Here is a 25,256-nt window from a genome sequence, read left to right on the forward strand (position 1 = left end):
GATTCTTACAGCTCTTTTTCTTAAAAAAGGAGAGGGAATGGTGTATGCAAGGAAAAACAGTTTTCATTACAGGGGCTGCTCGTGGCATTGGTCTTGCCATCGCCCAAGCATTTGCTAGGGAAGGAGCAAATGTAGTAATTACGGATAAAAATGAACAGCTTTTAAAGGAAGCGGTTGCTCAAAACCCTTCTTTAACGATATATACATGTGATGTGACAGAAGAACAAGCTATACGAGAGGCTATTGCATTTACGATTGAAAAATTTTCAACAATAGACATTTTAATTAATAATGCAGGATTTCAACATGTCTCATTGATTGAAGACTTTAAAACGGAGATTTTTGAGGCTATGCAAAAGGTCATGGTCGTTGCACCATTTGTGGCGATGAAATATGCATTACCACATATGAAGAACAATCAATTTGGTCGCATTATCAATATGGCCTCCATCAATGGAGTTATCGGGTTTGCCGGTAAGGCTGGTTACAACGCAGCAAAGCACGGTGTTATTGGGTTAACAAAAGTGGCAGCCCTGGAGGTAGCAAATGATGGGATTACAGTTAATGCCATTTGTCCAGGTTATGTGGATACAGAATTAGTGCACAATCAATTTAGCGATTTAGCGAAGACTCGAGGTATTCAAGTAGAGGAAGTACTAGAACAGGTGCTTTATCCACTTGTACCGCAAAAACGGCTGTTGGATGTCTCTGAAATTACAGGGCTAGCTTTATATTTAGCAAGCGATATAGCAAAGGGGTTAACTGGTCAGGCGATTCTTTTAGATGGTGGTTATACGGCTCAATAGCTTAGGAGGGTGAAATATGATTCAAACGAAAACAATCTTTACCGTTCATTCACCAGGAACCATTGTATATGGGCGTGATTCTTTTAAGGAAGTAGGGGACTATGCCAAAGCATTAGGCTCTAAGGCATTAATCGTTAGTGATCCAATCATGGATCGCTTAAGTTTTGTTAAGCAGTGTCATACCTTGTTAAAAATCCAAGGGATAGAGGCTGTTTCATACTTAGGAGTGACAACTGAGCCGGATGATACGTATGTAGCCGAGGGACTACAGCTGCTGCAGAAACACCACTGTGATGTCATTATATCTGTTGGTGGAGGAAGCTGTATTGATACGGCAAAAGCGATTGCGGTAGTAGCTACAAATGGTGGCTACATAGGAGATTATATGAAAATGGCCAAAGTTGCAGCGCATGCACCAATACCGCATATAGCCATACCAACCACAGCGGGGACAGGCTCTGAGGCCACAGATGCAACTGTTATTACGAATACAAAAACGGCTGTAAAAATGATGATTAAACAGCCAGCTTTTATGCCAACTGTTGCAATAGTCGATCCTGTTTTAACTATAACATCACCGCCTGCGATTACAGCAGCAACGGGAATTGATGCTTTAAGTCATGCCATTGAAAGCTATTTATCACGTTTAGCGCATCCATATTCGAATGTTCTTGCATTATCTGCCATGGAATTAATCGTCAATAATATACTTAAAGTTTATGAGCAAGGAGATGATGTGGATGCGAGGGAAGCGATGTCATTAGGCTCCATGCAGGCAGGGCTGTCATTTTCAAATGCTTCTGTTGCCTTAGTTCATGGAATGTCGCGTCCAATCGGTGCACTCTTCCATGTTCCACATGGCATCTCCAATGCGATGCTTTTACCAGCTGTATTGGACTATTCAAAAGAAGCTTGTATAGATCGTCTAGCGGATTTAGGACAGTTTTTTAATAAAACAAAAGAGTCGTATTCACAAGAGGAGCTAGCACAATTAGCCATTACGTCCATTAAGGTAATGTGTAGGCATATGAAGATTGGCAATTTAAAACATTGGGGAATAGAAGAACAAGCTTTTTACAATGCTATCCCTAAAATGGCTGAGGATGCTCTTGCAAGTGGCAGTCCTAGCAATAATCCGAAGATACCAACAAAAGAAGAATTAATGGAACTATATAAAATTGCCTATACGTATGAGTTTTAATGATTGTGAGAGTTATTCAAACTGCTGAATAGCTCTCTTTTTTTGAAAAAACAGAAAATATTCTAGTAATCTATAGAATTAATATGACATATTCGAGAAAATATAGTAAAATTATAATGAATCATCATTCATTTTTTACTAAGGGGGAAATGGAATGTTACAGGGGAAAACGATTATTATTACGGGTGGATCAAGTGGTATGGGGCTTTATATGGCAAAGCAATTCGTCACTGAAGGTGCTAATGTTGTCATAACAGGGCGTGACGAAGAACGATTAGCAGAGGCTAAAAAATTTATTGCTGAGGCGGGTCCCTCTATTGAGACGTTTCAAATGGATGTGCGTGTACCTGAGCATGCAGAGGCCATGCTCGCATTTGCTATTGATAAATTCGGTCAGGTGGATGGGCTAGTAAATAATGCGGCAGGTAATTTTATTGTACGAGCTGAGGATCTATCTCCGAATGGGTGGAAGGCTGTTGTGGATATTGTGTTAAATGGTACATTTTTCTGTTCTTCAGTAATTGGGAATTATTGGATTAAAAATAATATAAAAGGATCTATTTTAAATATGGTGGCTACTTATGCTTGGAATGCTGGAGCTGGTGTTGTTCACTCAGCTGCAGCAAAAGCTGGTGTATTATCACTGACGAGAACGTTGGCTGTCGAGTGGGGAAAACAGTATGGTATTCGTGTTAATGCGATTGCACCTGGCCCAATTGAACGAACAGGTGGGGCAGATAAGCTTTGGGAATCCGAAGCAGCAGCAGCTCGTACGCTAGATTCAGTTCCATTAGGTCGTATAGGAACACCAGAAGAAATTGCTGATTTAGCTACGTTTATGATGTCTAACAAGGCAAGCTATATGAATGGAGAATGTGTAACACTGGATGGTGGGCAATGGCTCAATCAATATCCATTCTAAAAATATTTGCATAACAGTGAGCTGGGTTGACGCATACTAAGGGTAAAGAAAGGAGTGTTACCTATGGGTATGTGGTTAATTCCAGCTATTATTGCCATTGTGATCATTTCTGCAATTTCGTTTGTGTCTACGCTGAAAATTGCAAAAATGACCTCTGAACGGAAATCTGAAAATGATACACCGATTTCAGAAACAGTCGAAGAGTATGCCACGATGTTGAACCCCATTGTTTGGGTCTATGCGATTTTTTTGCTTTTTTTAGGGATTATGATTTTTTATTACTGGAGTAAGGCTGGTTATTAGATAGAAACCATCTTCATTCAGTTAAGTAGAAACTTGACTGAATGAAGATATACTTAGCTTTTGTAGGATAGACCAAAATAATTCATTGTTCATGAAAACTCTTCCCGACCTGGTCATGGTCATACATAGAAAAGTTATGATATGATGAAAGAGAAGGACTGTTCTCCACAGCGAGAACAGAAAAGGAGAAGAAGTTCATGATTTCAACTAACAGCAAAGACTTATTAGCAATGCCAATTAGTGAATTTATTATTTCCTCTGAAAAAGTTGCGCATGTACAAAGTGGAAATAGTGCAGAACATGCACTCCTTGTACTAACGCGTACAGGGTACTCGTCCATACCTGTATTAGATCTGAAATATCGACTTCAAGGTTTACTTAGCATGAAAATGATTACCGAATCGATTCTTGGTCTTGAGCATATTGAATACGAAAAGCTACCTGATATTAAAGTTGACTCTATAATGGACAAAGAAATTGCCGTATTGAAGTTGACGGATACGTTCCAGCGAGCTTTAGATTTAGTCATTAACCACGCCTTTTTATGTGTAGTAGACGAAGACGGTACATTTGCAGGGATCTTAACAAGACGTGTTATTTTGAAGCAATTGAAAAAATATATTTATCAAAAAGAGTAGTAGCTTAAGAGGGAACTCAGATGAAAATCATGAGGCCCTCTTTGCTTGTAGTGGAGGTTTAAAGATTGATGGCAACAGAGGCAGAAGTATTAAAAATTTTAGCTGAAGAACGCAATATGCGGAAAGCAGCAGAGCGTCTATTCTTATCCCAACCGGCCCTTTCTCAACGATTACAAACGATTGAAAAGGACTGGGGTGCACAGTTATTTATTCGCTCACAAAAGGGGCTAACTGCAACTCCCGCTGGAGAACAGGTGATTGCGTATGCGAAGGAAATGCTAGCTAAAAAAGAAGAGATTTTTGAAACCATTCAATCCTTAACAACAAAGGTCAACGGGACATTAAAAATTGCCTGTGCATCCATTGTTGGTCAAAACTGGCTACCTAAAATTTTAAAGGATTTTGTGTCAAAATATCCTGAAGCTAAAATATCACTGATGACGGGCTGGAGCTCTGAAATTGTCAAGGCACTCTATGAGGGCGAGGCACATGTAGGCATTGTACGTGGCCAAGTTGACTGGAAGGGAGAAAAGATTCACCTTTTCAGAGATACTCTTTATTTAGTGGACAAAGAAGTTAAGACCATTGAAGATGTGTTGAAGACAGACCGTCCATTTATACAATATAAAAGTGATTCTAACTACTATCAAGAAATTCAACAATGGTGGCAACAGCATTTTGCATCAAATCCTAGAAAACAAATTTTAGTGGATCAAATTGAGATTTGTAAGCAAATGGCCTTAAATGGCATCGGCTATGCTATTTTACCTTCCATTACTTTAAATGACCACGATGCCATTCATAAAATCCCGCTGTCCAATGATGAAAAGGAATTTGGGCTTACGCGAGATACTTGGTTAATTGGCTATGAATCCTCCTTTGAATTGAGACAGGTAGAGGCTTTTGTTGAAGTAGTGCAGGATCATGCACGTTGTTTGTTTGATTATACAAAATAGCCAAAAAGGCAATTCCAAGTCATGTCGGAATTGCCTTTTTGTATTCATTATTAAATCGCTTATTTCTTAAGAGTTTATGAATATTCATGAAGATATCATAAGAAATGGAACAAAATGCAATTTAAATCGTATAATTATGTAACCATCTATTTACATAAAAAGGAGTTGAGCTTTTGAAAAAGACAAAAATGACGGCACTGACCTTATTAGTCATGCTTGTAATTAGCTTTTTATTGCCTTCTACACAGGCAAGTGCTGCTGCTACATTAGAGGTCAAAGCAACAGCGGGTATTTCAGGTAAAGCTAAATATCAATCAGTGGTGCCACTACAAGTAACAGTAAAAAATAATGGTGCAGATTTTTCTGGAGATATGGCCATTAATTCTGCCAATTCTTATGAGGCTGCATCAGCAATCGTCGTTCCAATCGATATAGCAGCAGGAGAAGAAAAGACATTTACTTTCTATCAGGATGGGTTAGCTGACTATAGTTATTCGGACGCAGATTTATTTGCCTTTTATGAGGGAAGCATTGAGAAAGGAAAAAAGGTTGCCTATAAAGGAACTAAACGCCTACAATCTAATTTTTTAGATCCTTCAGCAACGTTTATTTATACATTAACAGATAAAAGTGATCGACTATCGGCCTTTTTACGTTTATCAACATTTGTTGTTCAAAGCAGTGTCGAAGTATTTAATATTAATCAATTAAAAGATTATACATTCCCAGAAGATTCACAGGGACTTGCTATGGCCAATGTCATTGTAGTGGATGAAGTGGCGATAGCCGATTTAACACAAAAACAACAAGAGTCCTTACTAAAATGGGTACAAGATGGCGGTACATTACTCTTAGGGGCTGCTGACCAAATTGATGCCACAGCAGGTATTTTGAAAGAGTATTTACCATTATCATTATCACAAGAGATGACTTCTATTTCTGCAGAGGCATTAACTAAATTATCGGGTGGAGGCATTTTTACACAGCCTATTTCGGTTTACTCGTCTACTAGTAGTGAAGGAAGTTTACCAGTACTAACAGAAAATAATACAGTGTTAGCAGCAAAGAAAAAAATTGGTAGTGGAGAAATTATTCAAACAGCTTTCTCTTTAGGTGATCAACCGCTTGCATCAATGGACGGCTATGCTGCCCTTATAGCTAAAATGATTGATATTCAGAACATTTCGCAGCAAGGGATGATGAGACAGGGGCAATCATCACTCGACCAAATTTCTTATGAGCTTCGTAACATTAATGAATTATTTCCATCCTTTGAAGTATCAGTAAGCTATATGCTAATTGTCATTATTCTTTATATTTTAATTATCGGGCCACTGCTTTACGTTGTTCTTAAAAAAATGGACAAGCGTGAGCATGCATGGTGGATCATTCCATCGATTTCAATTGTCCTTTCAATTGTTCTCTTTATTGTTGGAGCCAAGGATCGTATTGTTCAGCCACAAGTTCAACAATCTGCATTCTATAAAGTAAACGAAGATAGTAGTGTAAATGGTTATTATGTAGAGTCGATTCTAACAAATCGTAGTGGGGATTTTGTGGTCAATGCTGATCAAAATACGACTGCCATTGCTTTGAGAAATTACAATAATTTCACAGGGACGATGGGAGCTTTGCATGAATCTTCTTATATAAAAGAAAATGCTAACGGTTCGACGTTAACATTACGCGACTTAAGCTACTGGTCTGTGCAATCCTTTGGTGGAAAAACGTCAGCTCAAAATATGGGCAAGATGGATATTGATATAACATTGAAAAATGAAAAGCTAACAGGAACGGTTAAAAATAATTTCCCATTCACATTAAAAGATGTCACATTAATTTCTGGTGTGAAAGAAGTGAAGCTAGGGGATATTGAAGCGAATGGAACGTTACAGGTTAATAAGGAACTGAAAACAACGGTTCTTCAAAAACCATCGATATTCAATAATTATAATTATAGTTACCCATCGAAGAAGGATGAGGTAGACCCAATGCGTATTGAAAGAATGAAATCATTAGCATTACCGCTTGTAGAAAATGATAACCAGCCAATACTCACAGCTTGGACAGATCAAGCTCTTGTAGGAGTAGAACTAGAAACAAGTGCTAATATGTCACCGATTACTACGCTTGTTCAACCGTTTAAAGGAAAAGTGGAGCTATCAGGTCCATTTACAATGAAGCGCAATAACTTCACTTATACATTAGTACCACTTTCAGCAAGTGGACACTATGAAAAAATTGATGAATTGAACAATTGGTACCTATCTGATGGTTTATACGAAGTCACAATGGCAATGCCAGATCAATTTATGGATGCTGTTCAATCACTTAATGAGCTCACAGTTTCCAATAAGGATGTTGCACGTATGCAGATAGCGATCTGGAATAATGAAACTAACGTATATGAACCACTGGTAGATACAAAGCAAGTGTTTACGGATAAAATTTCAAAGTACTTTAATCAAGATGGAGAACTGCGAATGGAAATAAAATATGGTCCTGATCCATCTGGAGAACAAACGAAATTACCAGATATAGAGCTGAAAGGAGTGGCAAAATAATGATAGAAATTCGTGACTTAACGAAACGATATGGCTCCTTTACAGCATTAGATCATTTAAACTTGTCCTTAGAAGAAGGCGTTGTATTTGGATTTGTTGGTGCTAACGGGGCAGGGAAATCTACAACATTCTCTATTTTAGCCACACTATTGTCGCCAACTTCTGGTGATGCCTTGATCAATGGCAAAAGTGTTGTGAAGGAACCGAAGGAAGTGCGCAAGCAAATTGGCTATATGCCTGATTTCTTTGGTGTCTATGACCAGCTAAAAGTAGATGAATATTTAGATTTTTATGGTGCGAGCTACGGTATTCAGCTAGCAGAGCGTCAAGTGTTAATTCCACAACTATTAGAGCTAGTGAATTTAACAAACAAACGCTATGAATATGTGGATTTATTATCACGGGGGATGAAGCAACGCTTATGTTTAGCCCGTGCCCTTATCCACGATCCCAAGGTATTGATTTTGGATGAGCCTGCATCAGGTTTAGATCCGCGAGCTCGTGTGGAAATGCGAGACATTTTACGGAATTTAAAATCCATGGGGAAAACCATTTTAATTTCCTCGCATATTTTGCCAGAGCTTGCTGAGATGTGTGATGAAATCGGCGTCATTGATAATGGCAAGCTAATTGCACATGGCAATGTAGCTGCGATTCAAGCACAACTACAGGGAGAAAAGCGTATTGTGATGAAAGTGACAGATCGACTCGATGCAGTACGTGCATTTTTAGAGGAAGATCCCCATATTTCTTCTATTGATGTCATCGATAATCGCTTAGAAATAGCCTTTAATTATCGTGGAACAGACGCAGAGCAAGTGTCATTACTGAAAAAGGCAATGCTTGCCGATTTACCGATTTATGCATTGAGTGAGGAAGAGAAAGATTTAGAGGATGTCTTTATGGCGATTACGAAGGGAGCGGACAATCAATGATGGAAAGATTTTATAATCCGGTACTCGTAAAAGAATTGAAGTTGCGCTTCCGTTCTTTTAAAAGCTTCTCAGGGTTAATGTTTTATTTAGCAGTACTGTGTATTTTCATTGCAGGATTTTTATTGCTTACGACTGAATTTACTGGCAGGGGCTTCTTTAGACCAGAAACAAGCTTTATGATGTTTGCTGTGCTAACCATTTTACAAATGGCATTAGTTCTTTTCATTACTCCAAGTTTAACTGCAGGTGCCATCAGTAGTGAACGTGAGAAGCAAACTTTAAATATTTTACTAACAACAACACAAAGTTCTACACAAATTGTTATTGGAAAATTATTATCCTCTGTAGCATTTCTAGTATTGATGCTGGTAGCAGGATTACCACTATATAGCTTAGTATTTCTATTCGGTGGTGTATCACCTTCACAGCTTATTTCTATATTTTTATTTTATTTAGTTACTGTAGTAGCAATAGGTAGTATTGGTGTGATGTTTTCAACAATTACAAAGAGAACCATTGTGGCCATGATTGCAACATATGGATCGATTATTTTTTTAGGTGGTATTACAGCATTCTTCTTCTTTTTAACAATGGCCTTTCATCAAATGGGTAATGCCATTGGTACAAGCACCTCCTTTATGACTTATTTTTGGGCGTCTATCAATCCAGGTGCCTTGATGTTGACGCTTATTTCACCAGAGATGGGTGATGCGTTAGCTGAGCTTTCTGGTATAGAACTACCTGTATGGATTATGTATTTAATTGCTTATGTATTGATTATTGTACTTTGTTTAACGATTGCAATTAAAAAATTACGTGCCAACATGAAAAGTAACCGATGAGGAGGAATTGGTATGGAGCGTCGTAAGCAGTTACGAAAATATATTCAGCGTGCAAAGTCGAGCTTAACTCTTGAAAGAAGTATTCCCATTGCACAGTACGGTTTGTTTTTGGCATTGCTTTCGAGTGCTTCTCTCGTTTTAATTTCCCGACTATTTGTTTGGCCATATTATCGTCAAATAGCATTAGGTGCATTCATTACTGTTATGGCTGCAACTACTGTTTACATATGGTGGAAACGTGTCAACGAAAGAGAGGCTTTGCATACTCTGGATCATTATTTTTCTCATAATGAGTTAGTGACAGCATTATCGTTTAAAGATGATCAGGACCCTCTTGTCCAATCTTTATTATCTAAAGCCATACAAAATGTTGAAAAAGCTTTTGCTGACTTTAAGGCTCGAAAGAAACATCTGTTTCGTCCAAAGGCATTTATCGGATTATTCGTCACAACAGTTGTACTAGCCATTCTTTATATGTTCCCGGCAGCGACGCAAATAGAAGCAATCGAGGTTGAAAAAGAGCAAGCTGTTATCGAAGATATGAAAAAGGAAGTTGCTGAACTAGAGAAAAAAGCACAAACAAAAGAAGTTAAGGAGCAATTGCAAGAGCTTCAAAATACTTTAAAAGAGGCTGAAACGGCAGAAGAGGCTTTACGGGAAGTTGTGAAAAAGCAAAAGGAACTAGCCCTAAAGGAACAGCAATTAAAGGATAAACAAACGGCTAGTCAAGATGGGGCAGAAGAAGAACAAAGCTTATCGAAGGAAGAGGTTGAGCAGCTAAAAGAGCTTGCTCAAATGCAGCAAGGGCTAACGGAAAATGCAAATGCTACTCAAACGGCTATGAGCAAGCTTGGTAAGCCAGCAAGTAATTCCTTACAAAATGCTATTGCTAGTGCCAATCATAATGCAAGCAGTAACAAACAAAACAATCAACAGTCTTCTGGCAATGCCCAACCTAGCAATCAGCAAAGCCAAGCAAGTCAGTCTGGTCAAAATAATGCTCAAAGTGGTTCCAAACAACAAGGACAAGGACAAGGACAGGGACAAGGACAAGGACAAGGACAGGGACAAGGACAAGGACAAGGACAGGGGCAAGGACAAGGACAGGGGCAAGGACAAGGCCAAGGACAAGGACAAGGTCAAGGAGCAGGAAGTGGCCAAGGCGGTCGAAATTTATTAACGACACCTAATCGAGTTGGCGGATCAAGTGAGACATCAGTAGATGGTGGAGCGTTAGGAGATGGTTCTCATGTATCTGAGCAACAGGGAAATGGACCAATAACAAAGGGCTCTATTCGACCATATGAAGAAGTAATTGGCTCCTATAAAGACAGCTATTTAGAAAGCTCAGAGCGTTTACAATTACCAAAGGATTTACAAAATGTCGTGCAATCTTATTTCACGTCAATTGAGTCGCAGTAGGAGGAAAAGAAATGGCATTTACAGAGCAACAGTATGTAGAGATGAGCGCGAAATTACACCAAGTAAAAGAAGAAATTCATCGCTTCATTGTTGGACAGGAAGAAGCAATTGATTATACGCTGTATGCAGTTCTAGCAGATGGTCATGCCTTATTAGAAGGTTTACCAGGATTAGGGAAAACAATGTTAATCCGTACAATTTCTGAAGTACTAGATTTGTCGTTTTCACGTATTCAATTTACACCCGATCTTATGCCTGCTGATATAACAGGGACAAGTATGATTGAACGGACGCCTGATGGCAAGCAACAATTTACATTTCAACCTGGGCCAATCTTTAGTCAAATGGTGTTAGCCGACGAAATTAACAGGGCAACACCGAAAACACAAAGTGCCTTGTTGGAAGCAATGGGAGAAAAAACGGTGACGATTTTGGGGGATACGAAAAAAATGGCGAAACCATTTTTCGTGTTAGCGACTCAAAATCCTATTGAAATGGAAGGAACCTATCCATTACCTGAAGCACAAATGGACCGTTTCCTTTGTAAAATTCTTGTACCGTATCCTGAAAAAAGTGAACTTATGGAAATTATGAAGCGAACGACAGGTGCGCAGGAAATTGGTTTACAGAAGATGATGAATACTGAGGGTCTTATGGAAGCTCAGCAAATGGTGAAAGAAGTAATGGTTGCCGATGAAATGCTGGAATTTGCCACAGATCTAGTGGTGGCTACGCATCCTGAAAGACCAGATGCTCTGGATGAAGTTAAACAATATGCCATGTATGGCAGTGGTCCACGTGGTTTGCAAAGCTTAATAAAACTAGCAAAGGCTAGAGCACTTATGAACGGACGTTTCCATGTTTCTGTAGCTGATATAAAATCTGTTGCAAAACCGGTTTTACGTCACCGAATGCTGTTGAATTATGAAGGGGAGGCTTCAGGGAAAACAGCTGATGATGTGATTGATGTTATTTTAGAAAAAGTTCAACAAGGTGTTAGCAAGTGACAGCAAAATACTTATTGCCCGAAGACTGGTTAGCAAAAATCAGTCGCTTTCAAGTAGCGACGGCCTCCAAACTACGCGGGCAGCATAAGGGTTCGCACCGTTCACAACGCTTCGGGGCTTCTCTCGATTTCTCAGATTTTAGAGAATACCATTTAGGTGATGATGTACGCCAAGTAGATTGGAACGTTTTTGCTCGAACAGATAAATACTTTATCAAGAGGTTTTTAGACGAGCAAGAGATGCGTGTACACATTTTACTCGATACTACTAAATCAATGGGGGAGAGCGCTAAGTGGCTATTTGCTCGTCAAATTGTGGCTTCCCTCGGCTTAATGGTGCTCGGTCGTGATGATCGTTTGTCTTTTTCGTTTGTCCAAGATGAGGTGAAACCACCGTTTCGACGGAAGGGTGCCGTGTATCGTCGAGCTTTTTTACAAGTAGTAACAGATATAGAAGAAGCGAATTATGCCAATCGATTTGCACAGGGTGCACTAAAAGCTATGCCTAAGGATAGTACCGTACTCTTCATTATTACAGATGGGTTAGAGCCAATTGAGGAATGGGAGCAGCTGTTAAAAAGGCTACCACGCTATGCTGGGGATGTTCGCATTTTGCAAATTGTTACGCAAGAAGAGTTATCACCAAATTATTTGGGGGATGTCCGCCTTCTTGATCGTGAAACAGGCAATGATGTCAATGTGACGATGTCTACTAAAGTATTAGACACCTATCATGCAAGACGATTATTACATGAAGAAGAATTTGAAGCCATTTGCCGTCGCTTTGGCGTTCGAAAATTACAATTGAAAGTGGAAGATGGACTGCAACATGCGATCTTTCAACAATTATTAAAAGCACATTGGATTAGGTGAGGTGAGCCGTATTGGGCTTTAGTCAAATTATATTTAGCTGGACGGCCATCATCCCGGTCATTGTCCTACTCTATTATTTCTTTCGTAAAAAATATACTGATCAAACTGTCTCTTCGACTCTATTTTGGTCTGAAATTATGCAGGAAACCCGTGTATCACCTTATTTAAAGCATTTACAAAAAAATGCCTTACTATATTTACAGCTGCTAGCCTTACTGCTACTTGTATTGGCGCTGATGAATCCATATGTGAAAAAATCAACCATTGTGGGTGCGCAAACGATATTTATTGTTGATACATCAGCCACGATGCTAGCAGGAAAAGATTCATCAACCTTTGACACACATAAGCAAGAAATGTTGACATTGATGGAAGAGTTGAATGGGCGACCTGTTACATTGATTACAACAGGTGCCGCTCCAAAAGCCGTTTTGCAGCAAGAAACAAATATGAATGACATTGAAAAAGCGATTAAAGATTTACAAGTATCCTATGAAACGGCTGAAATGACGAAGGCACTGGATGTTGCACAGGCATTTGTGGGTGATACACCGACTTCTATCTATGTTTTTACAGATACGCTTGATAAAAAGCAATTACCAATGGATAAAGATTCAGTGAAATGGCTAGTTAGAGGTGCTGCAAAAGACTTAACAAATATTGCCATTACACGCTTTGCTGCAACGACAGATGGTCAGGTTACGATGGCACTTGTACAGCTCCATAATGATACAACTGCTGAACAAAAGGTGACATTAGCGATACAAAATGCAGAGGGTGAAGAGCTGGTAGCAGAACATGTCGTTGTGCCTCCAAATGAAGCCGTTACGAAAACCTTCAAAGATTTGCCCTTAGCAAAATCGATGACAGCTATTATTGATGCAAACGATGATTATGCCGTAGACAATCAACAAACCGTCTTACTACAAACGACTACTTCAAAAATTGTTGTTGATCAGGGTATGCATCAGTTGATACAAAAAGGTTTTCAAAGTGTCAGTAGCGGCGTGAAAATCGTTCCGTCTTTACAAGTAGCTGACAATCAGGATGCAACTGTCATCACAAACCAAACGGCCTTATTGGAGAAGATGGAGAAACCGCTAGTATTATTTGGACGTGATGATGCCGAAAAAGTGGAAGCAAGTGGTACAGTAAGTGCTAAAAGTGATGCATTATTTGCTTTTAGCGAACTAAAGGATATTTATGTTAGTGCTATTTATCCTGGATTTTCGGATTATGAAACCATTGCTTCTGTAGGAGATGAGCCGTTTATCCAACGCTCTCCTAAAGGAGATATCGTTGTTTTAGCGGATATTGCTGATACAGATTGGCCATTGCATCCATCATTCCCGCTATTTTTATGGAGTACTGAGCAACAGTTAACAGAATCAGTCGGTTCACTTGGTATTTTCACACCGAATGAACAGCGTGCAGTAGCCTTAGCGCAAGGAGACTGGAGTGTTTATTCGCAAGAAGATGAGTTTATTTCTTCTATTACACAGGGCATGTTAATTGCACCAAAACAACCAGGTATTTATATGGTACGTTCAAATAATGAAGAAAAACAATTTATTGTGCAATTGCAAGCCCAGGAACGTGTTATTGAACAAGGAACAAGCTATACATTAGGCGACATTTCAGACAATGGGAAGGAAGAGGTATCGATGGCCTCCTTCGTACCTTGGTTAATTGTAATAGTTTTAATTTTGCTTGTTGCAGAGTGGGAGGTGCAACGACGTCGTGGATTTACGAATTGATACGCCATTAGTATTGTTGCTATTACTTCCATTGTTCTTGTATTTTGGATGGACTTATTTTCGAGAACGGCAGCGACTAAAAAAGAGTCATATTGTTGTGCTTGCTATTCGCATAGTAGCGATATGCTGTTTAGTTTTGGCACTTGCAGGGCCGTATTTATTATTACCGATAAAAGAAGAACAGATCGTGTATTTACTAGACCGATCTGCGTCTATGAATGGTACAGAAGATGAGATGGTTCAGTTTATACAGGAGAGCCTACAATCTAAAAAAGAACCCCAACTTGCAGGGATCTATTCTTTTTCTTCCACTTTACAAACAGAAGCCATTTTGTCTAAAGAATTAAAGGATGTACCGAAGCTTACAGAAATCAAAGCAACAGATCAAACGAATATTGAACAAAGTCTACAGCTTGCAACAGGCATTGTTGATCCTAAAAAAGCGACTCGCCTTGTATTATTAACAGATGGTAATGAGACAAAAGGAGATGCTTTAGAATTTGTCTCCAGATTGAAAGGTGCCAATATTAGTGTGGACGTTGTACCTTTTAGTCTACCAGTTGTCCATGATGTGTCGCTCAAAAGCTTTGTCTCTCCTCAGGTTGCTTATGTAGGAGAGCAGCAACAATTAGTAACAGAAATTCATGCAACAGCAGCAGGGCAAGGGGAGCTGTTATTATATGAAAATGATGAGCTAATTCATCGCGAGGCAGTTGAGCTGACGGAAGGTACAAATGTGTTTACCTATAAACACGCAGCAACAGCTGAAGGACTTGTAAAATACGAAGCAGTTATTCAAGTTGGGCAGGATGCTATTTTTGAAAACAATAAATTAACAAGTGTCACAATGGTACAAAGTGAACCCCATTTACTCATCGTCAATGGCTATGAAACAGCTTCACCTATCGCGGCAGCACTTGGTAGTCAATCCATTGCCTATGATGTTGTCGATCCTAAAAGCCTACCAAATGAACTGTCCAGCTATTTACAATATAATGCGATCATTTTTGACAATGTGCCTGGTCATTTAGTTGGTGAGGCGAAAATGAGTGTGATTGAGCAAGCAGTCAAAAACTTTGGGGTTGGTTTCACGATGGTTGGTGGAGAAAATAGTTTTGGTTTAGGAGGCTATTTTAAAACGCCAATTGAAACGTTATTGCCTGTGGAGATGGAAATTAAGGGCAAGGAGCAATTACCTTCATTAGGGCTAGTCATAGTGCTGGATCGTTCTGGCAGTATGCATGGCTCGAAGCTAGAGCTAGCTAAGGAAGCAGCGGCACGTTCTGTTGAAATGCTACGAGATGAGGATACATTAGGCTTTATCGCCTTCGATGATCGTCCTTGGGAAATTATAGAAACCGCGCCTCTTAAAAGTAAAGAAGAGGCAGTGGATACCATTCTATCAGTAACACCAGGAGGCGGAACAGAAATCTATAGTTCATTAGCTAAAGCCTATGAAAATCTCGCCGATTTAAAGCTTCAACGTAAACATATTATTCTTTTAACCGATGGGCAATCACAGTCTGGGAATTATGAGGATTTAATTGCTGAGGGAAAAGAAAATGGTATCACTTTATCAACAGTAGCGATTGGACAAGATGCTGATGCTAACTTACTCGAAGCACTTAGTGATATGGGTAGTGGACGGTTCTATGATGTCATTGATGAACAAACCATTCCTTCTATTTTATCTCGTGAAACAGCTATGATTTCTCGCACCTATATTGAGGATAATCCGTTTTATCCAGCAATTTATAATGCCGCAGGATGGAATTCGCTATTTGCCAATGGCGTCCCTCAAATGAATGCTTATATTGGAACGACAGCTAAGCAAGGGACAACCGTAATTGCAGAAAGTGAGAAGGAAGATCCTGTGTTAGCACAATGGCAATATGGACTCGGTAAAACATTTGCTTTTACATCCGATTCAACGGGTAAATGGACAGGAGATTGGGCAAGATGGCAGGACTGGGGAACATTTTGGCAGACGCTTATTTCACAAATGTTGCCAAGCTATAATGATGTTGCCTATGATGTGAGATTAGAAGCTGATGGCTCCTTTATGATTACAGACCCTACAAATGAAGCCGCATTTTTAGACATTGTAGCGGTTAATGAAGCAGGGGAGGAGTTAGAAACTCAGTTAGAAACCATTTCAGCCTCCCAAGTTCGAGCTGTTGTACAGGCCGAACCTGGATTGATTTTCTTCCGTATAGCGGATGAGCAGCAGGCCATTTATCAGGCAGGCCTAAGTGTTCCTTATAGTGCTGAGTATGAACTGCTCCCTGTTAATGAAAAACTGGTTGAAGAGTTAACAAATCAAACAGGGGGAGCCGTTTTAAAAGAACCACAAGATGTGTTCCGTGACTTTACAACCAAAGGAGCGGATCGACAAAACATTGCCACATGGCTTCTTTTAGCAAGTATGCTTCTATTCTTTATGGATATTACCATAAGACGTTTTGGGTGGAGTTTCCTAACAAAAACGAATAAAAAAGAGCAGCCAATTGAGGAGAAACCTGTACAAGCAGAAGACACGAACGTAGCCCAGCTATTAAAGGGTATGAAAAAACGATCATAATAGAGTGAAGGCAGTGCAAAATCATTCCATTTTGCACTGCTTTTTTAAATGCTTTGAGGTTTTAAAAAATGGTGGTTTCCGCTAGGAAAGGGGTGCAAAGGTGATTGACACAGTGCAGCCTTCGAAAAGTGCTTCTCGGGGGAGAGAGACGCTCATAAAGAAACGAACCCCGCTCAAAGACTAGAAAAGAAATCTTCTCGCACATCTTAAAGGATTTCCAAAATCAAAAAGCACTCAGCACCACTCAATAAAGCGAAGAATTAAAGCTCTTTACTGGTACCGATTTTCGCAAAGTGCTAGCTACCATAACACCTAAGATGGCCCCGATGGTACTTGATGTTAAAAAGGCTGGCATGAAGAATAATGCGGCTACGGATGTCTCCATAAGCAATTTTGCATAGGGTACGGCAATAAGTGAAGCTAAAATACCAGTGCCAAAAACTTCGCCGAATCCTGCTAGCCATGATTTTCTACTGTATTTGTAGGCAAGGGCCGCACACAATGCTCCAATGACGCTACCAGGAATCGCTAAAAGAGAGCCTGTACCAGTAAAGATACGAATGATGGCTGTCACAAAGGCAACTAGAACTGTTGGCACGGGTCCTAGTATAATAGCTCCTATTACGTTAACAGCATGCTGAACGGGGTAGGCGCGTGCGATGCCTGTTGGTATGGATACAAAGGTAGATCCTGCTACAGCAATCGCTACTAATAAAGCCATGATTGTCATTTTACGAATTGACATAAGGTTCACTCCTCTTGAATAAAATCATGAGGGAAATTAAAAGGCCGCTTCCTTTAAACAATAGGAAGCGGCCTTGCATAGACAATGATAGTAGCAAGTAGCGCCACTTCCCTCCGCTAGTATGAACTAGATCAGGTTCAAAGGGTCCGTACATCATCATATACGTCTCAGCCTTTTAAAGGCTCCCCTAGTGGTAAATATCATTCAATTTTATTAACCAACATTACTGTAACATAATGTTAAAAATAGTCAATGATTTTTCTGACTATTTCGTATCAGGATGCATTAGATGAGGTGCTTTTTTCAATGTCCAGATGAGTGCAAGGAAGAAGCAGGCTAATAATATGATAGATCCGAAAATATATGGACTGTTCATATTCCAGTCAAATAGTAAACCTGCTAAGGCTGGTCCAATCATATTGCCAAGGCTCATGTAAGCATTATTCAAGCCCGCAGCAAACCCTTGTTCTTTCTCTGCAAGCTTTGAAATTAGTGTATTTACAGCAGGACGAATTAGTGTTGTTGCTGTAGAGAAAATAGTTGCTACAACTAATATAAGAGCGAAGCCAGATACAAACAATATTAAGAAAATAGCAACAGATGCAATAAATAAATTGACTAACACAACTTTCATTTCACCAAAGCGATTAAAAAGTGGTGTAATCACAAACATTTGTACAACTACCCCAAAAGCACCACCGACAACTAAAATAATCGCAATATCTACGGGTGTGTAATTAAACTTTTCTGTCACAAATAATGACAAGGTTGTTTGGAAGTTGGCAATTCCGAACGAGAACACGAGCATGATAATGAGCATAACGAAATAAGGCATATGTATGGAACGAGCCATTTGCTTCGCCAGATTTTCTTGCTTTTGCTTGTCATGTGAAGTGTTTGGTTTAGTAGATGGTAATAAAAAGTAAGATAAAACAGATGCAAGTATGGCAGCAACTCCTGCCGTGAAAAATGGAAAATGTAAACTAACCTTTGCTAAGAAACCACCTATTCCTGGCCCTATCATAAAGCCCAGTGACATAGCAGCACCTAACATACTCATACCTTTTCCACGTTCCTCGTAGGTAGTAACGTCAGCTACAAATGCCATAATAGGAGGTGCAACAAATGCGGAACCTAGACCGCCTAAAAAGCGTGCTAAAAATAGCATCCAGACGTCTGTGGCTAGGCCAAAACCGATTTGTGCAAGACCTGTCACAATAAGACCGAAAATAATTAAATTTTTCCGACCATACTGATCCGAAAGATTCCCAGCAATTGGAGAAAATACGAATTGAGCTAAGGCGAACGTTGCAATTAGCATACCTAGAACTTGTCCTGCTGCACCAAAAATTTTTAAATACTCTGGCATGACAGGAATAATAATTCCAATACTCCCCATTGCGATAAACATATTAAACATTAAAATATATAAAGCCGCCTTATTGGACTTCTGCTGGGTCATCGAATGAACCCCCTTTTTATAATCAAATATACTAAAGTCTATCATAAGATATCCTATCATCATATCGGTTGAAAGTCTGAAATGAAACATACCTGCTAGTGCAGCAATACCAATCCACGATGTAGAAAAGAATAAACAGACAATAGGTGAGGTGCTGCCAGAAGCAGGAAGATAATAGAAAAAGGTCTATCGACAAAATAAAAATTCATCGATAGACCTTTATATGCTTTAACGAATACTCATTTTAAATTCTAAAAACAATTCATTATATTTCCCTAAATAGTCTGGTCCTAAATTTTTATAAACTTCTAATGTATCGCGTTGTTCTTCAGAAGGATAGTAGCGTTCATCAGAAACAACTTCTTCATCCATTAAGTCCATAGCAGCTATATTAGGCGTAGAGTAGCCTACATAATCGGCATTTTGTGCACCCGATTCAGCACTTAGCATGAAATTGATAAAGGCATGGGCACCGTCGATATTTTTCGATGTTTTAGGGATGACCATATTATCGAACCATAAATTCGAGCCTTCCTCAGGTACAGCAAAGTCTAGCTCCTCATTTTCATACATCATATCTGCTGCTTGCCCAGACCAAGTAAGGGCTACAGTGGCCTCATTGTTGATCATTAATGGTGTAATTTCATCTCCAATGATGGCTTTTACATTTGGTGCAAGTGTGATTAATTTATCAGTAGCCTTACGTAGTTCCTGATTATCTAGTGAATTCAAGGAATATCCGAGACTGTTTAAGCCCATTCCAATGACTTCACGAGCACCATCCACTAAAAAGACTTTTCGTTTTAAGGATGGATCCCATAAATCATCCCAAGAAGAGAAATCTAAATCTCCCACAAGGCTTGGATTGTAGACAATGCCTACTGTTCCCCAGAAATAAGGGACCGAATATTTATTGTCATCATCGAATGGTAAATCTAAAAAGTAAGGATCGATATTTTTAAAATTAGGGATTTTTGTTTTATCTAAAGGAATCAATAAATTTTCTTCCTTCATTTTTTCTATCATATATTCAGATGGAACGGCAATATCATATGCTGTTCCACCTTGTTGAATTTTGGTCATCATCGCTTCATTGGAATCAAATGTCTCGTAGATGACATGAATGCCTGTTTCTTTTTCAAATTGTTTCAACAAGTCAGGATCAATATATTCTCCCCAGTTAAAGATTGTTAACGTGTCTTTTCCACTTTTACCGCCGCCTACACTTAAGGCGTCAGCCGCATAGAATAAAAGGGCTGAAACAACAAGGATGGCGATGGTAGCTTGAATTAATGACTTCATCGTTGTCCCTCCATTCTTTTACTCGTACGACTTGTAATGAAATAATAACCAACAACGACTAACACCGTAACAAAGAATACCAAACCAGAAATAGCATTAACCGTTAAAGAAATACCTGCACGGGCCATGGAGTAGATTTCTACAGATAATGTGCTGAAGCCATTACCCGTTACGAAAAATGTCACGGCAAAATCATCTAAAGAATACGTAAGGGCAAGGAAGAAGCCCGCAAAAATCCCTGGTTGAATATAAGGAAGAATGACACGCATCATAATATCCTTTTTCGTAGCCCCTAGATCTAATGCTGCATCGATTAAGGATTTATTCATTTCTAGTAGTTTAGGTAAAACCATTAGAACAACAATCGGTACACTAAATGCGACATGGGCTAACAAGACAGACGCAAAGCCAAGCTTAATGCCAACCATTGTAAATAAAATTAAGAAGCTAGCACCAATAATAACGTCTGGGCTGACGATTAAGACATTGTTTAAGGATAGTAAAGTATTGCGCATTTTTGAATCCTTGACAGTCACAATACCGATTGCACCTAGTGTGCCAATAATAGTAGAAATCAAAGCAGAAAGTAATGCCACGATTACAGTATTAATTAATATAACAAGAAGACGTGAATCTTCAAAAACAGCTTTATAATGCTCTAAAGTAAAGGATTCAAAGTGATTCATGGAGCCGCCACTATTGAACGAGTAAAAGATTAAATAGAAGATGGGAGCATACAGAACGATAAAAACAATCGTTAAATAGACTTTAGCTGATGCAGATAGTTTGTTCATCGTACGCGACCTCCTTTATCTTTTTGTCCCGTAATGAGCATAATAATTACCATGAATAAAATTAAGAACACAGCAATAGTAGAACCCATCCCCCAATTTTGTGTTACAAGAAATTGCTGTTCAATCGCTGTACCAAGGGTGATGACGCGATTTCCGGCAATTAAGCGTGTAATCATAAACAGGGATAGCGCTGGAATAAAGACAACTTGAATTCCAGATTTAACGCCATCCATTGTTAATGGTAAAACGACACGGCGAAAAGTTGTAAAAGCAGAGGCACCTAAATCGCGTGCTGCATAAATAAGTGTTGGGTTTAATCGATCTAAGGAGTTGAAGATCGGTAAAATCATAAACGGAATAAAAATATAGACCGATACAAAGACAAAGCTAATATCCGTAAAGAGCATTTGCTTAGGATCGAAGCCAAATACTTCAATAAATGCATTAATTGGTCCATACAATCCAAAAATGCCGATAAAGGCATATGTTTTTAACAATAGATTAATCCAAGAAGGAATAATGATGAGCAGAAGCCAAAGCTGTTTATGCTTTGTCTTCGTTAAGAAATAAGCAGTTGGGTATGAAATTAATAAAGTAAAGAATGTAATTAAAAAGGCATACCAAAACGAGCTCAATGTCATCTTTAAGTAAACAGAAGTAAAGAACGCTTTATAGTTATCGAGCGTGAAATTGCCATGTAAATCAAGTAGGGAATAATAAACAACGAGGGCAATCGGCGCGATAACGAAAAAGGCAATCCATAACACATATGGAAATAACGCTGATTTCGATGTCTTAGTTTGCATCTTCATCGTCTCCATACGATTCTAATCGTTTATCGAACTCTTCCTCAGTTTCATTTAAGCGCATTACGTGAATAGCCTCAGGATCAAAGCCTAAGCCAATTTCTGTCCCTACTTCTGCTTTTTTCAATGAATGGACTAGCCATTCATTGCCATCCTTATCGTACGTCGATAATTCATAATGTACGCCTCGGAATAATTGTGTATCCACTTTCACCACAAGTTTCCCTTTATCGATAGTTGTCATTTCTAAATCTTCTGGTCGAATAACAATATCAATTTTTTCATTTGGTTTCATCCCTTGGTCGACACATTCAAAAATTTTGCCAGCAAATTCAACTTTGAAATCTTCAATCATCACACCTGGTACAATATTAGATTCACCAATAAAGTCAGCCACGAAGCGGTTAATCGGTTCATCATAAATATCCACTGGCGTACCTGATTGTTGAATTTGTCCTTCACTTAAAACAAAAATCTCATCACTCATAGCAAGTGCTTCTTCTTGATCATGTGTAACAAAGACAAAGGTTTTGCCAAGACGTTGCTGTAATTCACGCAATTCATACTGCATTTCAGTACGTAGCTTTAAGTCTAATGCGGAAAGTGGCTCATCCAGTAAAATGACTTCAGGGTCATTAACAATGGCACGCGCAATCGCCACACGCTGACGCTGCCCACCAGACATTTCAGAGATTTCACGGTTGCTGTAGCCTGCCAAATTGACAAATTTTAATGCCTCAGCCACACGTTCCTTTATTTCATTTTCAGGCAGCTTTTTAATGCGTAGTCCAAATGCGACATTTTCGAAAACATTTAAATGAGGAAATAGCGCATAATCTTGAAAAACAGTATTGACCTGACGTTCATTTGCAGGTACTGCATTAATTTTTTTATCGTGGAAAAATATATCTCCAGTCGTTGGTTCTGTGAAACCAGCAATAATTCGTAAAATGGTTGTTTTTCCACAACCAGATGGACCAAGGAGTGTATAAAATTTACCTTTTTCAAGCTCCAAGTTGATATTCTTTAAGACGACGGTACCGTCACTATAAGACTTTGAAACATTTTCAAAGCGGATAATGGAATTCGTTGTCATTGATGCGCCTCCTTAAGCTATAAATAAGAATCTGTTGCAACGAGTAAAATTTTAGTTTCATCTGCATGTGCATTGAAAATTTGATGATGATCTGTCGCGTCAAAATAAAGAGCATTGCCCTCACTTGCAATATACTGTTCATTCCCTAAAACAAGACGAATACGTCCTTTGACAACATAAATAAATGTTTCTGAGAGCGACGGCTCAAATTGCTTGAATTCGCCATCAGCAGCAAAGGTTAAGAAAATGGGTTCCATCTCTTTTTCGTTAGATGTAGGGATTAGCCATTGAATTTCATAATTTTTTTCTTCATCTGTATAGATAGATTGGTCTTCTTCTGTATAGACAACCTTTTGTTCAGGTGAGTCATCATCAAAAAAATCTTTAGGTGTTGAACCTAACACTTCCAAAATAGAAAATAATGTTTCAATAGAAGGTGAGTTTAAATCACGTTCTAATTGGGAGATATAACCTTTACTTAAATCTGTACGTTCTCCAAGTTCCTCTTGGGTAAGACCTTTTTTTAAACGAAGCGCTTTAATTTTTGCTCCTATTTGCATCTTTTCCCTCCTAGAAGAAGTTTAGCAATCATAAACTTTTGAAATACGAAGTTTACTTTAACGAAACTTTTAGTTTACTAAAACCATTACAATTATACATAATAATTTTTTTTTTGCAATCATTTTTCGTGAAAAAAATAGCTATAAAATGTTAAAAAAACAGGCATAAAGAAAATGGAGAAAAATTTTGTATAGGGTAGAATATTTTTGTTAAAAATAGTGAATAAATAGGCTGTAGCAGTCATTTCATTTGTGGATTTGACGATTTCTTGTCATGCCACTTCAAACGTACAAACGAGCGGAGTTTACTTGTTTGAAAAACTGCGGTTACTCTGCTATCGTAGAAGATGAGTTCGCTTGTGCGAATGGAATATATAAACTACATATTTATTCGGAGGGATTTATTATGGCAGAACGCATGGTAGGTAAACAAGCACCTGACTTTACAATGGAAGCAGTACTTTCAGACAAATCATTTGGTAAAGTATCATTAGAAGATATTAAAGCACAAGACAAATGGACAGTTCTTTTCTTCTATCCAATGGATTTCACATTTGTATGTCCAACTGAAATCACTGCGATGAGTGATCGTTATGACGAGTTCGAAGACTTAGATGCAGAAGTAATCGGTGTTTCTACAGACACAATCCACACTCACTTAGCATGGATTAACACAGACCGCACTCAAAATGGTCTTGGTGAATTAAAATACCCATTAGCTGCAGATACAAACCACCAAGTTTCGAAAGAATATGGTGTTTTAATTGAAGAAGAAGGTATCGCATTACGTGGTCTATTCATCATCAACCCAGAAGGCGAATTAAAATACCAAACAGTATTCGATAACAACATCGGCCGTGATGTTGATGAAACGTTACGTGTACTTCAAGCACTTCAAACTGGTGGTCTTTGCCCAGCAAACTGGCGTCCAGGTCAAGCAACTCTATAATCTAAATAGAGTCGAGTCATTATGGAACAAATTAAGAGTCCCCACGACAAGTTTGTGGGGACTTTTAACTGAATTTTTGTTTTTGAGAAGGGTTTTCAATTGTTATCGAACTAGTTGAAAACAACCTATATATTAGAGGAGGATTTTTATGAAACTTCGTGAACAAATGCCTGAGCTAGTAGGTGCAACGACTTGGTTAAATGGGGAAGTAACAAAAGCTGAATTAGTAGGCGAGAAACCAACATTAATCCACTTTTGGTCAGTAAGCTGTCATTTATGTAAAGAAGCAATGCCGGACGTCAACAATTTCCGTGATCAATTTAAAGATGAATTAAATGTTGTAGCAGTACATATGCCGCGTTCTGAGGCAGACACTGATTTAGATACAATCAAAGCAGTAGCAGCAGAACATGATATTGTGCAACCAATCTTTGTAGATAGTGAAATGAAACTAACAGATGCTTTTGAAAACCAATATGTACCAGCATATTTTGTGTTTGATAAAGATGGTCAGCTGCGTCATATGCAAGCTGGAGGAAGTGGCATGAAAATGCTAGAAAAGCGTGTCAATCGCGTGCTAGATGAGATGCGTAACGCTGAATAATAAAAAGAAGTTTAGACGGGGATCAAGATCCTCGTCTTTTTTGTTATCCAACATTGACGAATAGACTCTTGTTTTAACAATACATATGATAAAGAATAAGCTACAATGATGGTATAGTAGTTTTCGGAGGGA

The 25,256-nt window shown here is 38.7% G+C and carries 23 protein-coding genes and 1 riboswitch; of the genes, 16 read left to right on the plus strand and 7 right to left on the minus strand.

What is annotated here, in order from left to right:
* The first annotated feature begins 44 nt into the window (after window positions 1-44).
* The 14 genes from MHI22_RS20375 (at window position 45) to MHI22_RS20440 (ending at window position 16,806) form a co-directional block, all read left to right on the plus strand.
* On the plus strand, window positions 45-806 hold the full coding sequence (locus MHI22_RS20375) for a 3-hydroxybutyrate dehydrogenase (RefSeq protein WP_340812610.1): 762 nt from the start codon (window positions 45-47) through the stop codon (window positions 804-806).
* 16 nt (window positions 807-822) lie between these two features.
* A complete protein-coding gene (locus MHI22_RS20380) occupies window positions 823-2,007 on the plus strand; it encodes an iron-containing alcohol dehydrogenase (protein ID WP_340812611.1) in 1,185 nt (394 codons plus the stop codon).
* A gap of 154 nt (window positions 2,008-2,161) precedes the next feature.
* On the plus strand, window positions 2,162-2,929 hold the full coding sequence (gene fadH / locus MHI22_RS20385) for a 2,4-dienoyl-CoA reductase (protein WP_058843419.1): 768 nt from the start codon (window positions 2,162-2,164) through the stop codon (window positions 2,927-2,929).
* A gap of 63 nt (window positions 2,930-2,992) precedes the next feature.
* Entirely contained in the window at window positions 2,993-3,232 is a 240-nt protein-coding gene (locus MHI22_RS20390; RefSeq protein ID WP_036125717.1) for a hypothetical protein, read from the plus strand.
* 197 nt (window positions 3,233-3,429) lie between these two features.
* Window positions 3,430-3,870 (plus strand): cyclic-di-AMP-binding protein CbpB, encoded by a 441-nt coding sequence (gene cbpB / locus MHI22_RS20395; RefSeq protein WP_036125716.1) that lies wholly within the window; start codon window positions 3,430-3,432, stop codon window positions 3,868-3,870.
* A 68-nt stretch (window positions 3,871-3,938) separates the two neighbouring features.
* Window positions 3,939-4,826 carry a LysR family transcriptional regulator gene (locus MHI22_RS20400; RefSeq protein ID WP_036125714.1) on the plus strand — a complete coding sequence of 296 codons (888 nt, stop codon included), beginning with the start codon at window positions 3,939-3,941 and terminating at the stop codon, window positions 4,824-4,826.
* A 173-nt stretch (window positions 4,827-4,999) separates the two neighbouring features.
* Window positions 5,000-7,390: a DUF7408 domain-containing protein gene (locus tag MHI22_RS20405; protein ID WP_036125712.1), complete on the plus strand. Its 2,391-nt coding sequence runs from the start codon at window positions 5,000-5,002 to the stop codon at window positions 7,388-7,390.
* Complete coding sequence (locus MHI22_RS20410) at window positions 7,390-8,325, plus strand: ABC transporter ATP-binding protein (protein WP_036125709.1); 936 nt, start codon at window positions 7,390-7,392, stop codon at window positions 8,323-8,325. Before MHI22_RS20405 ends, MHI22_RS20410 begins: the two co-directional genes overlap by 1 nt.
* A complete protein-coding gene (locus MHI22_RS20415; RefSeq protein ID WP_036125707.1) occupies window positions 8,322-9,167 on the plus strand; it encodes an ABC transporter permease in 846 nt (281 codons plus the stop codon). Before MHI22_RS20410 ends, MHI22_RS20415 begins: the two co-directional genes overlap by 4 nt.
* 12 nt (window positions 9,168-9,179) lie before the next feature.
* On the plus strand, window positions 9,180-10,589 hold the full coding sequence (locus MHI22_RS20420; protein ID WP_340812612.1) for a hypothetical protein: 1,410 nt from the start codon (window positions 9,180-9,182) through the stop codon (window positions 10,587-10,589).
* 11 nt (window positions 10,590-10,600) lie between these two features.
* Window positions 10,601-11,596, plus strand: a complete 996-nt coding sequence (locus tag MHI22_RS20425; RefSeq protein ID WP_036125553.1) for an AAA family ATPase — start codon at window positions 10,601-10,603, stop codon at window positions 11,594-11,596.
* Window positions 11,593-12,468, plus strand: a complete 876-nt coding sequence (locus MHI22_RS20430) for a DUF58 domain-containing protein (protein WP_340812613.1) — start codon at window positions 11,593-11,595, stop codon at window positions 12,466-12,468. Before MHI22_RS20425 ends, MHI22_RS20430 begins: the two co-directional genes overlap by 4 nt.
* Before the next feature lie 11 nt (window positions 12,469-12,479).
* Window positions 12,480-14,225, plus strand: a complete 1,746-nt coding sequence (locus MHI22_RS20435; protein ID WP_340812614.1) for a vWA domain-containing protein — start codon at window positions 12,480-12,482, stop codon at window positions 14,223-14,225.
* Window positions 14,209-16,806 (plus strand): VWA domain-containing protein, encoded by a 2,598-nt coding sequence (locus MHI22_RS20440; RefSeq protein WP_036125549.1) that lies wholly within the window; start codon window positions 14,209-14,211, stop codon window positions 16,804-16,806. Before MHI22_RS20435 ends, MHI22_RS20440 begins: the two co-directional genes overlap by 17 nt.
* A gap of 244 nt (window positions 16,807-17,050) precedes the next feature.
* Here MHI22_RS20440 and thiW read toward each other — a convergent pair whose 3' ends face one another.
* From thiW to MHI22_RS20475, 7 genes are all read right to left on the minus strand, one after another.
* A complete protein-coding gene (gene thiW, locus MHI22_RS20445; RefSeq protein ID WP_340812615.1) occupies window positions 17,051-17,551 on the minus strand; it encodes an energy coupling factor transporter S component ThiW in 501 nt (166 codons plus the stop codon).
* A 91-nt stretch (window positions 17,552-17,642) separates the two neighbouring features.
* Window positions 17,643-17,750, minus strand: a riboswitch (TPP riboswitch).
* Between the two features lie 66 nt (window positions 17,751-17,816).
* Window positions 17,817-19,013 carry an MFS transporter gene (locus MHI22_RS20450; RefSeq protein ID WP_036125545.1) on the minus strand — a complete coding sequence of 399 codons (1,197 nt, stop codon included), beginning with the start codon at window positions 19,011-19,013 and terminating at the stop codon, window positions 17,817-17,819.
* 228 nt (window positions 19,014-19,241) lie between these two features.
* Window positions 19,242-20,315 carry an ABC transporter substrate-binding protein gene (locus MHI22_RS20455; protein ID WP_101966414.1) on the minus strand — a complete coding sequence of 358 codons (1,074 nt, stop codon included), beginning with the start codon at window positions 20,313-20,315 and terminating at the stop codon, window positions 19,242-19,244.
* Window positions 20,312-21,109: an ABC transporter permease gene (locus tag MHI22_RS20460; RefSeq protein WP_036125540.1), complete on the minus strand. Its 798-nt coding sequence runs from the start codon at window positions 21,107-21,109 to the stop codon at window positions 20,312-20,314. Before MHI22_RS20460 ends, MHI22_RS20455 begins: the two co-directional genes overlap by 4 nt.
* Window positions 21,106-21,915 (minus strand): ABC transporter permease, encoded by an 810-nt coding sequence (locus tag MHI22_RS20465; protein ID WP_058843427.1) that lies wholly within the window; start codon window positions 21,913-21,915, stop codon window positions 21,106-21,108. The genes MHI22_RS20460 and MHI22_RS20465 overlap by 4 nt, the downstream gene beginning before the upstream one ends.
* Window positions 21,905-23,011: an ABC transporter ATP-binding protein gene (locus tag MHI22_RS20470; protein WP_036125536.1), complete on the minus strand. Its 1,107-nt coding sequence runs from the start codon at window positions 23,009-23,011 to the stop codon at window positions 21,905-21,907. Before MHI22_RS20470 ends, MHI22_RS20465 begins: the two co-directional genes overlap by 11 nt.
* A 17-nt stretch (window positions 23,012-23,028) precedes the next feature.
* Window positions 23,029-23,571 carry a helix-turn-helix domain-containing protein gene (locus MHI22_RS20475; protein ID WP_036125534.1) on the minus strand — a complete coding sequence of 181 codons (543 nt, stop codon included), beginning with the start codon at window positions 23,569-23,571 and terminating at the stop codon, window positions 23,029-23,031.
* Between the two features lie 406 nt (window positions 23,572-23,977).
* Here MHI22_RS20475 and MHI22_RS20480 point away from each other — a divergent pair, with 406 nt between their 5' ends.
* A complete protein-coding gene (locus MHI22_RS20480) occupies window positions 23,978-24,520 on the plus strand; it encodes a peroxiredoxin (protein WP_004224676.1) in 543 nt (180 codons plus the stop codon).
* A gap of 148 nt (window positions 24,521-24,668) precedes the next feature.
* Complete coding sequence (locus tag MHI22_RS20485) at window positions 24,669-25,124, plus strand: TlpA family protein disulfide reductase (RefSeq protein ID WP_036125531.1); 456 nt, start codon at window positions 24,669-24,671, stop codon at window positions 25,122-25,124.
* Window positions 25,125-25,256: the final 132 nt, after the last annotated feature.

Origin of the sequence: Lysinibacillus sp. FSL L8-0312 (assembly GCF_038003285.1) — a bacterium.
Taxonomy (GTDB): Bacteria; Bacillota; Bacilli; order Bacillales_A; family Planococcaceae; genus Lysinibacillus; species Lysinibacillus fusiformis_D.

Bases quoted from the DNA above. Each gene is read 5' to 3' on its own strand.
- MHI22_RS20375 (WP_340812610.1), top strand. From the start codon at position 45: ATGCAAGGAAAAACAGTTTTCATTACAGGGGCTGCTCGTGGCATTGGT.
- MHI22_RS20380 (WP_340812611.1), top strand. From the start codon at position 823: ATGATTCAAACGAAAACAATCTTTACCGTTCATTCACCAGGAACCATT.
- fadH (WP_058843419.1), top strand. From the start codon at position 2,162: ATGTTACAGGGGAAAACGATTATTATTACGGGTGGATCAAGTGGTATG.
- MHI22_RS20390 (WP_036125717.1), top strand. From the start codon at position 2,993: ATGGGTATGTGGTTAATTCCAGCTATTATTGCCATTGTGATCATTTCT.
- cbpB (WP_036125716.1), top strand. From the start codon at position 3,430: ATGATTTCAACTAACAGCAAAGACTTATTAGCAATGCCAATTAGTGAA.
- MHI22_RS20400 (WP_036125714.1), top strand. From the start codon at position 3,939: ATGGCAACAGAGGCAGAAGTATTAAAAATTTTAGCTGAAGAACGCAAT.
- MHI22_RS20410 (WP_036125709.1), top strand. From the start codon at position 7,390: ATGATAGAAATTCGTGACTTAACGAAACGATATGGCTCCTTTACAGCA.
- MHI22_RS20415 (WP_036125707.1), top strand. From the start codon at position 8,322: ATGATGGAAAGATTTTATAATCCGGTACTCGTAAAAGAATTGAAGTTG.
- MHI22_RS20420 (WP_340812612.1), top strand. From the start codon at position 9,180: ATGGAGCGTCGTAAGCAGTTACGAAAATATATTCAGCGTGCAAAGTCG.
- MHI22_RS20425 (WP_036125553.1), top strand. From the start codon at position 10,601: ATGGCATTTACAGAGCAACAGTATGTAGAGATGAGCGCGAAATTACAC.
- thiW (WP_340812615.1), bottom strand. From the start codon at position 17,551: ATGTCAATTCGTAAAATGACAATCATGGCTTTATTAGTAGCGATTGCT.
- MHI22_RS20450 (WP_036125545.1), bottom strand. From the start codon at position 19,013: ATGACCCAGCAGAAGTCCAATAAGGCGGCTTTATATATTTTAATGTTT.
- MHI22_RS20455 (WP_101966414.1), bottom strand. From the start codon at position 20,315: ATGAAGTCATTAATTCAAGCTACCATCGCCATCCTTGTTGTTTCAGCC.
- MHI22_RS20460 (WP_036125540.1), bottom strand. From the start codon at position 21,109: ATGAACAAACTATCTGCATCAGCTAAAGTCTATTTAACGATTGTTTTT.
- MHI22_RS20465 (WP_058843427.1), bottom strand. From the start codon at position 21,915: ATGCAAACTAAGACATCGAAATCAGCGTTATTTCCATATGTGTTATGG.
- MHI22_RS20470 (WP_036125536.1), bottom strand. From the start codon at position 23,011: ATGACAACGAATTCCATTATCCGCTTTGAAAATGTTTCAAAGTCTTAT.
- MHI22_RS20475 (WP_036125534.1), bottom strand. From the start codon at position 23,571: ATGCAAATAGGAGCAAAAATTAAAGCGCTTCGTTTAAAAAAAGGTCTT.
- MHI22_RS20480 (WP_004224676.1), top strand. From the start codon at position 23,978: ATGGCAGAACGCATGGTAGGTAAACAAGCACCTGACTTTACAATGGAA.
- MHI22_RS20485 (WP_036125531.1), top strand. From the start codon at position 24,669: ATGAAACTTCGTGAACAAATGCCTGAGCTAGTAGGTGCAACGACTTGG.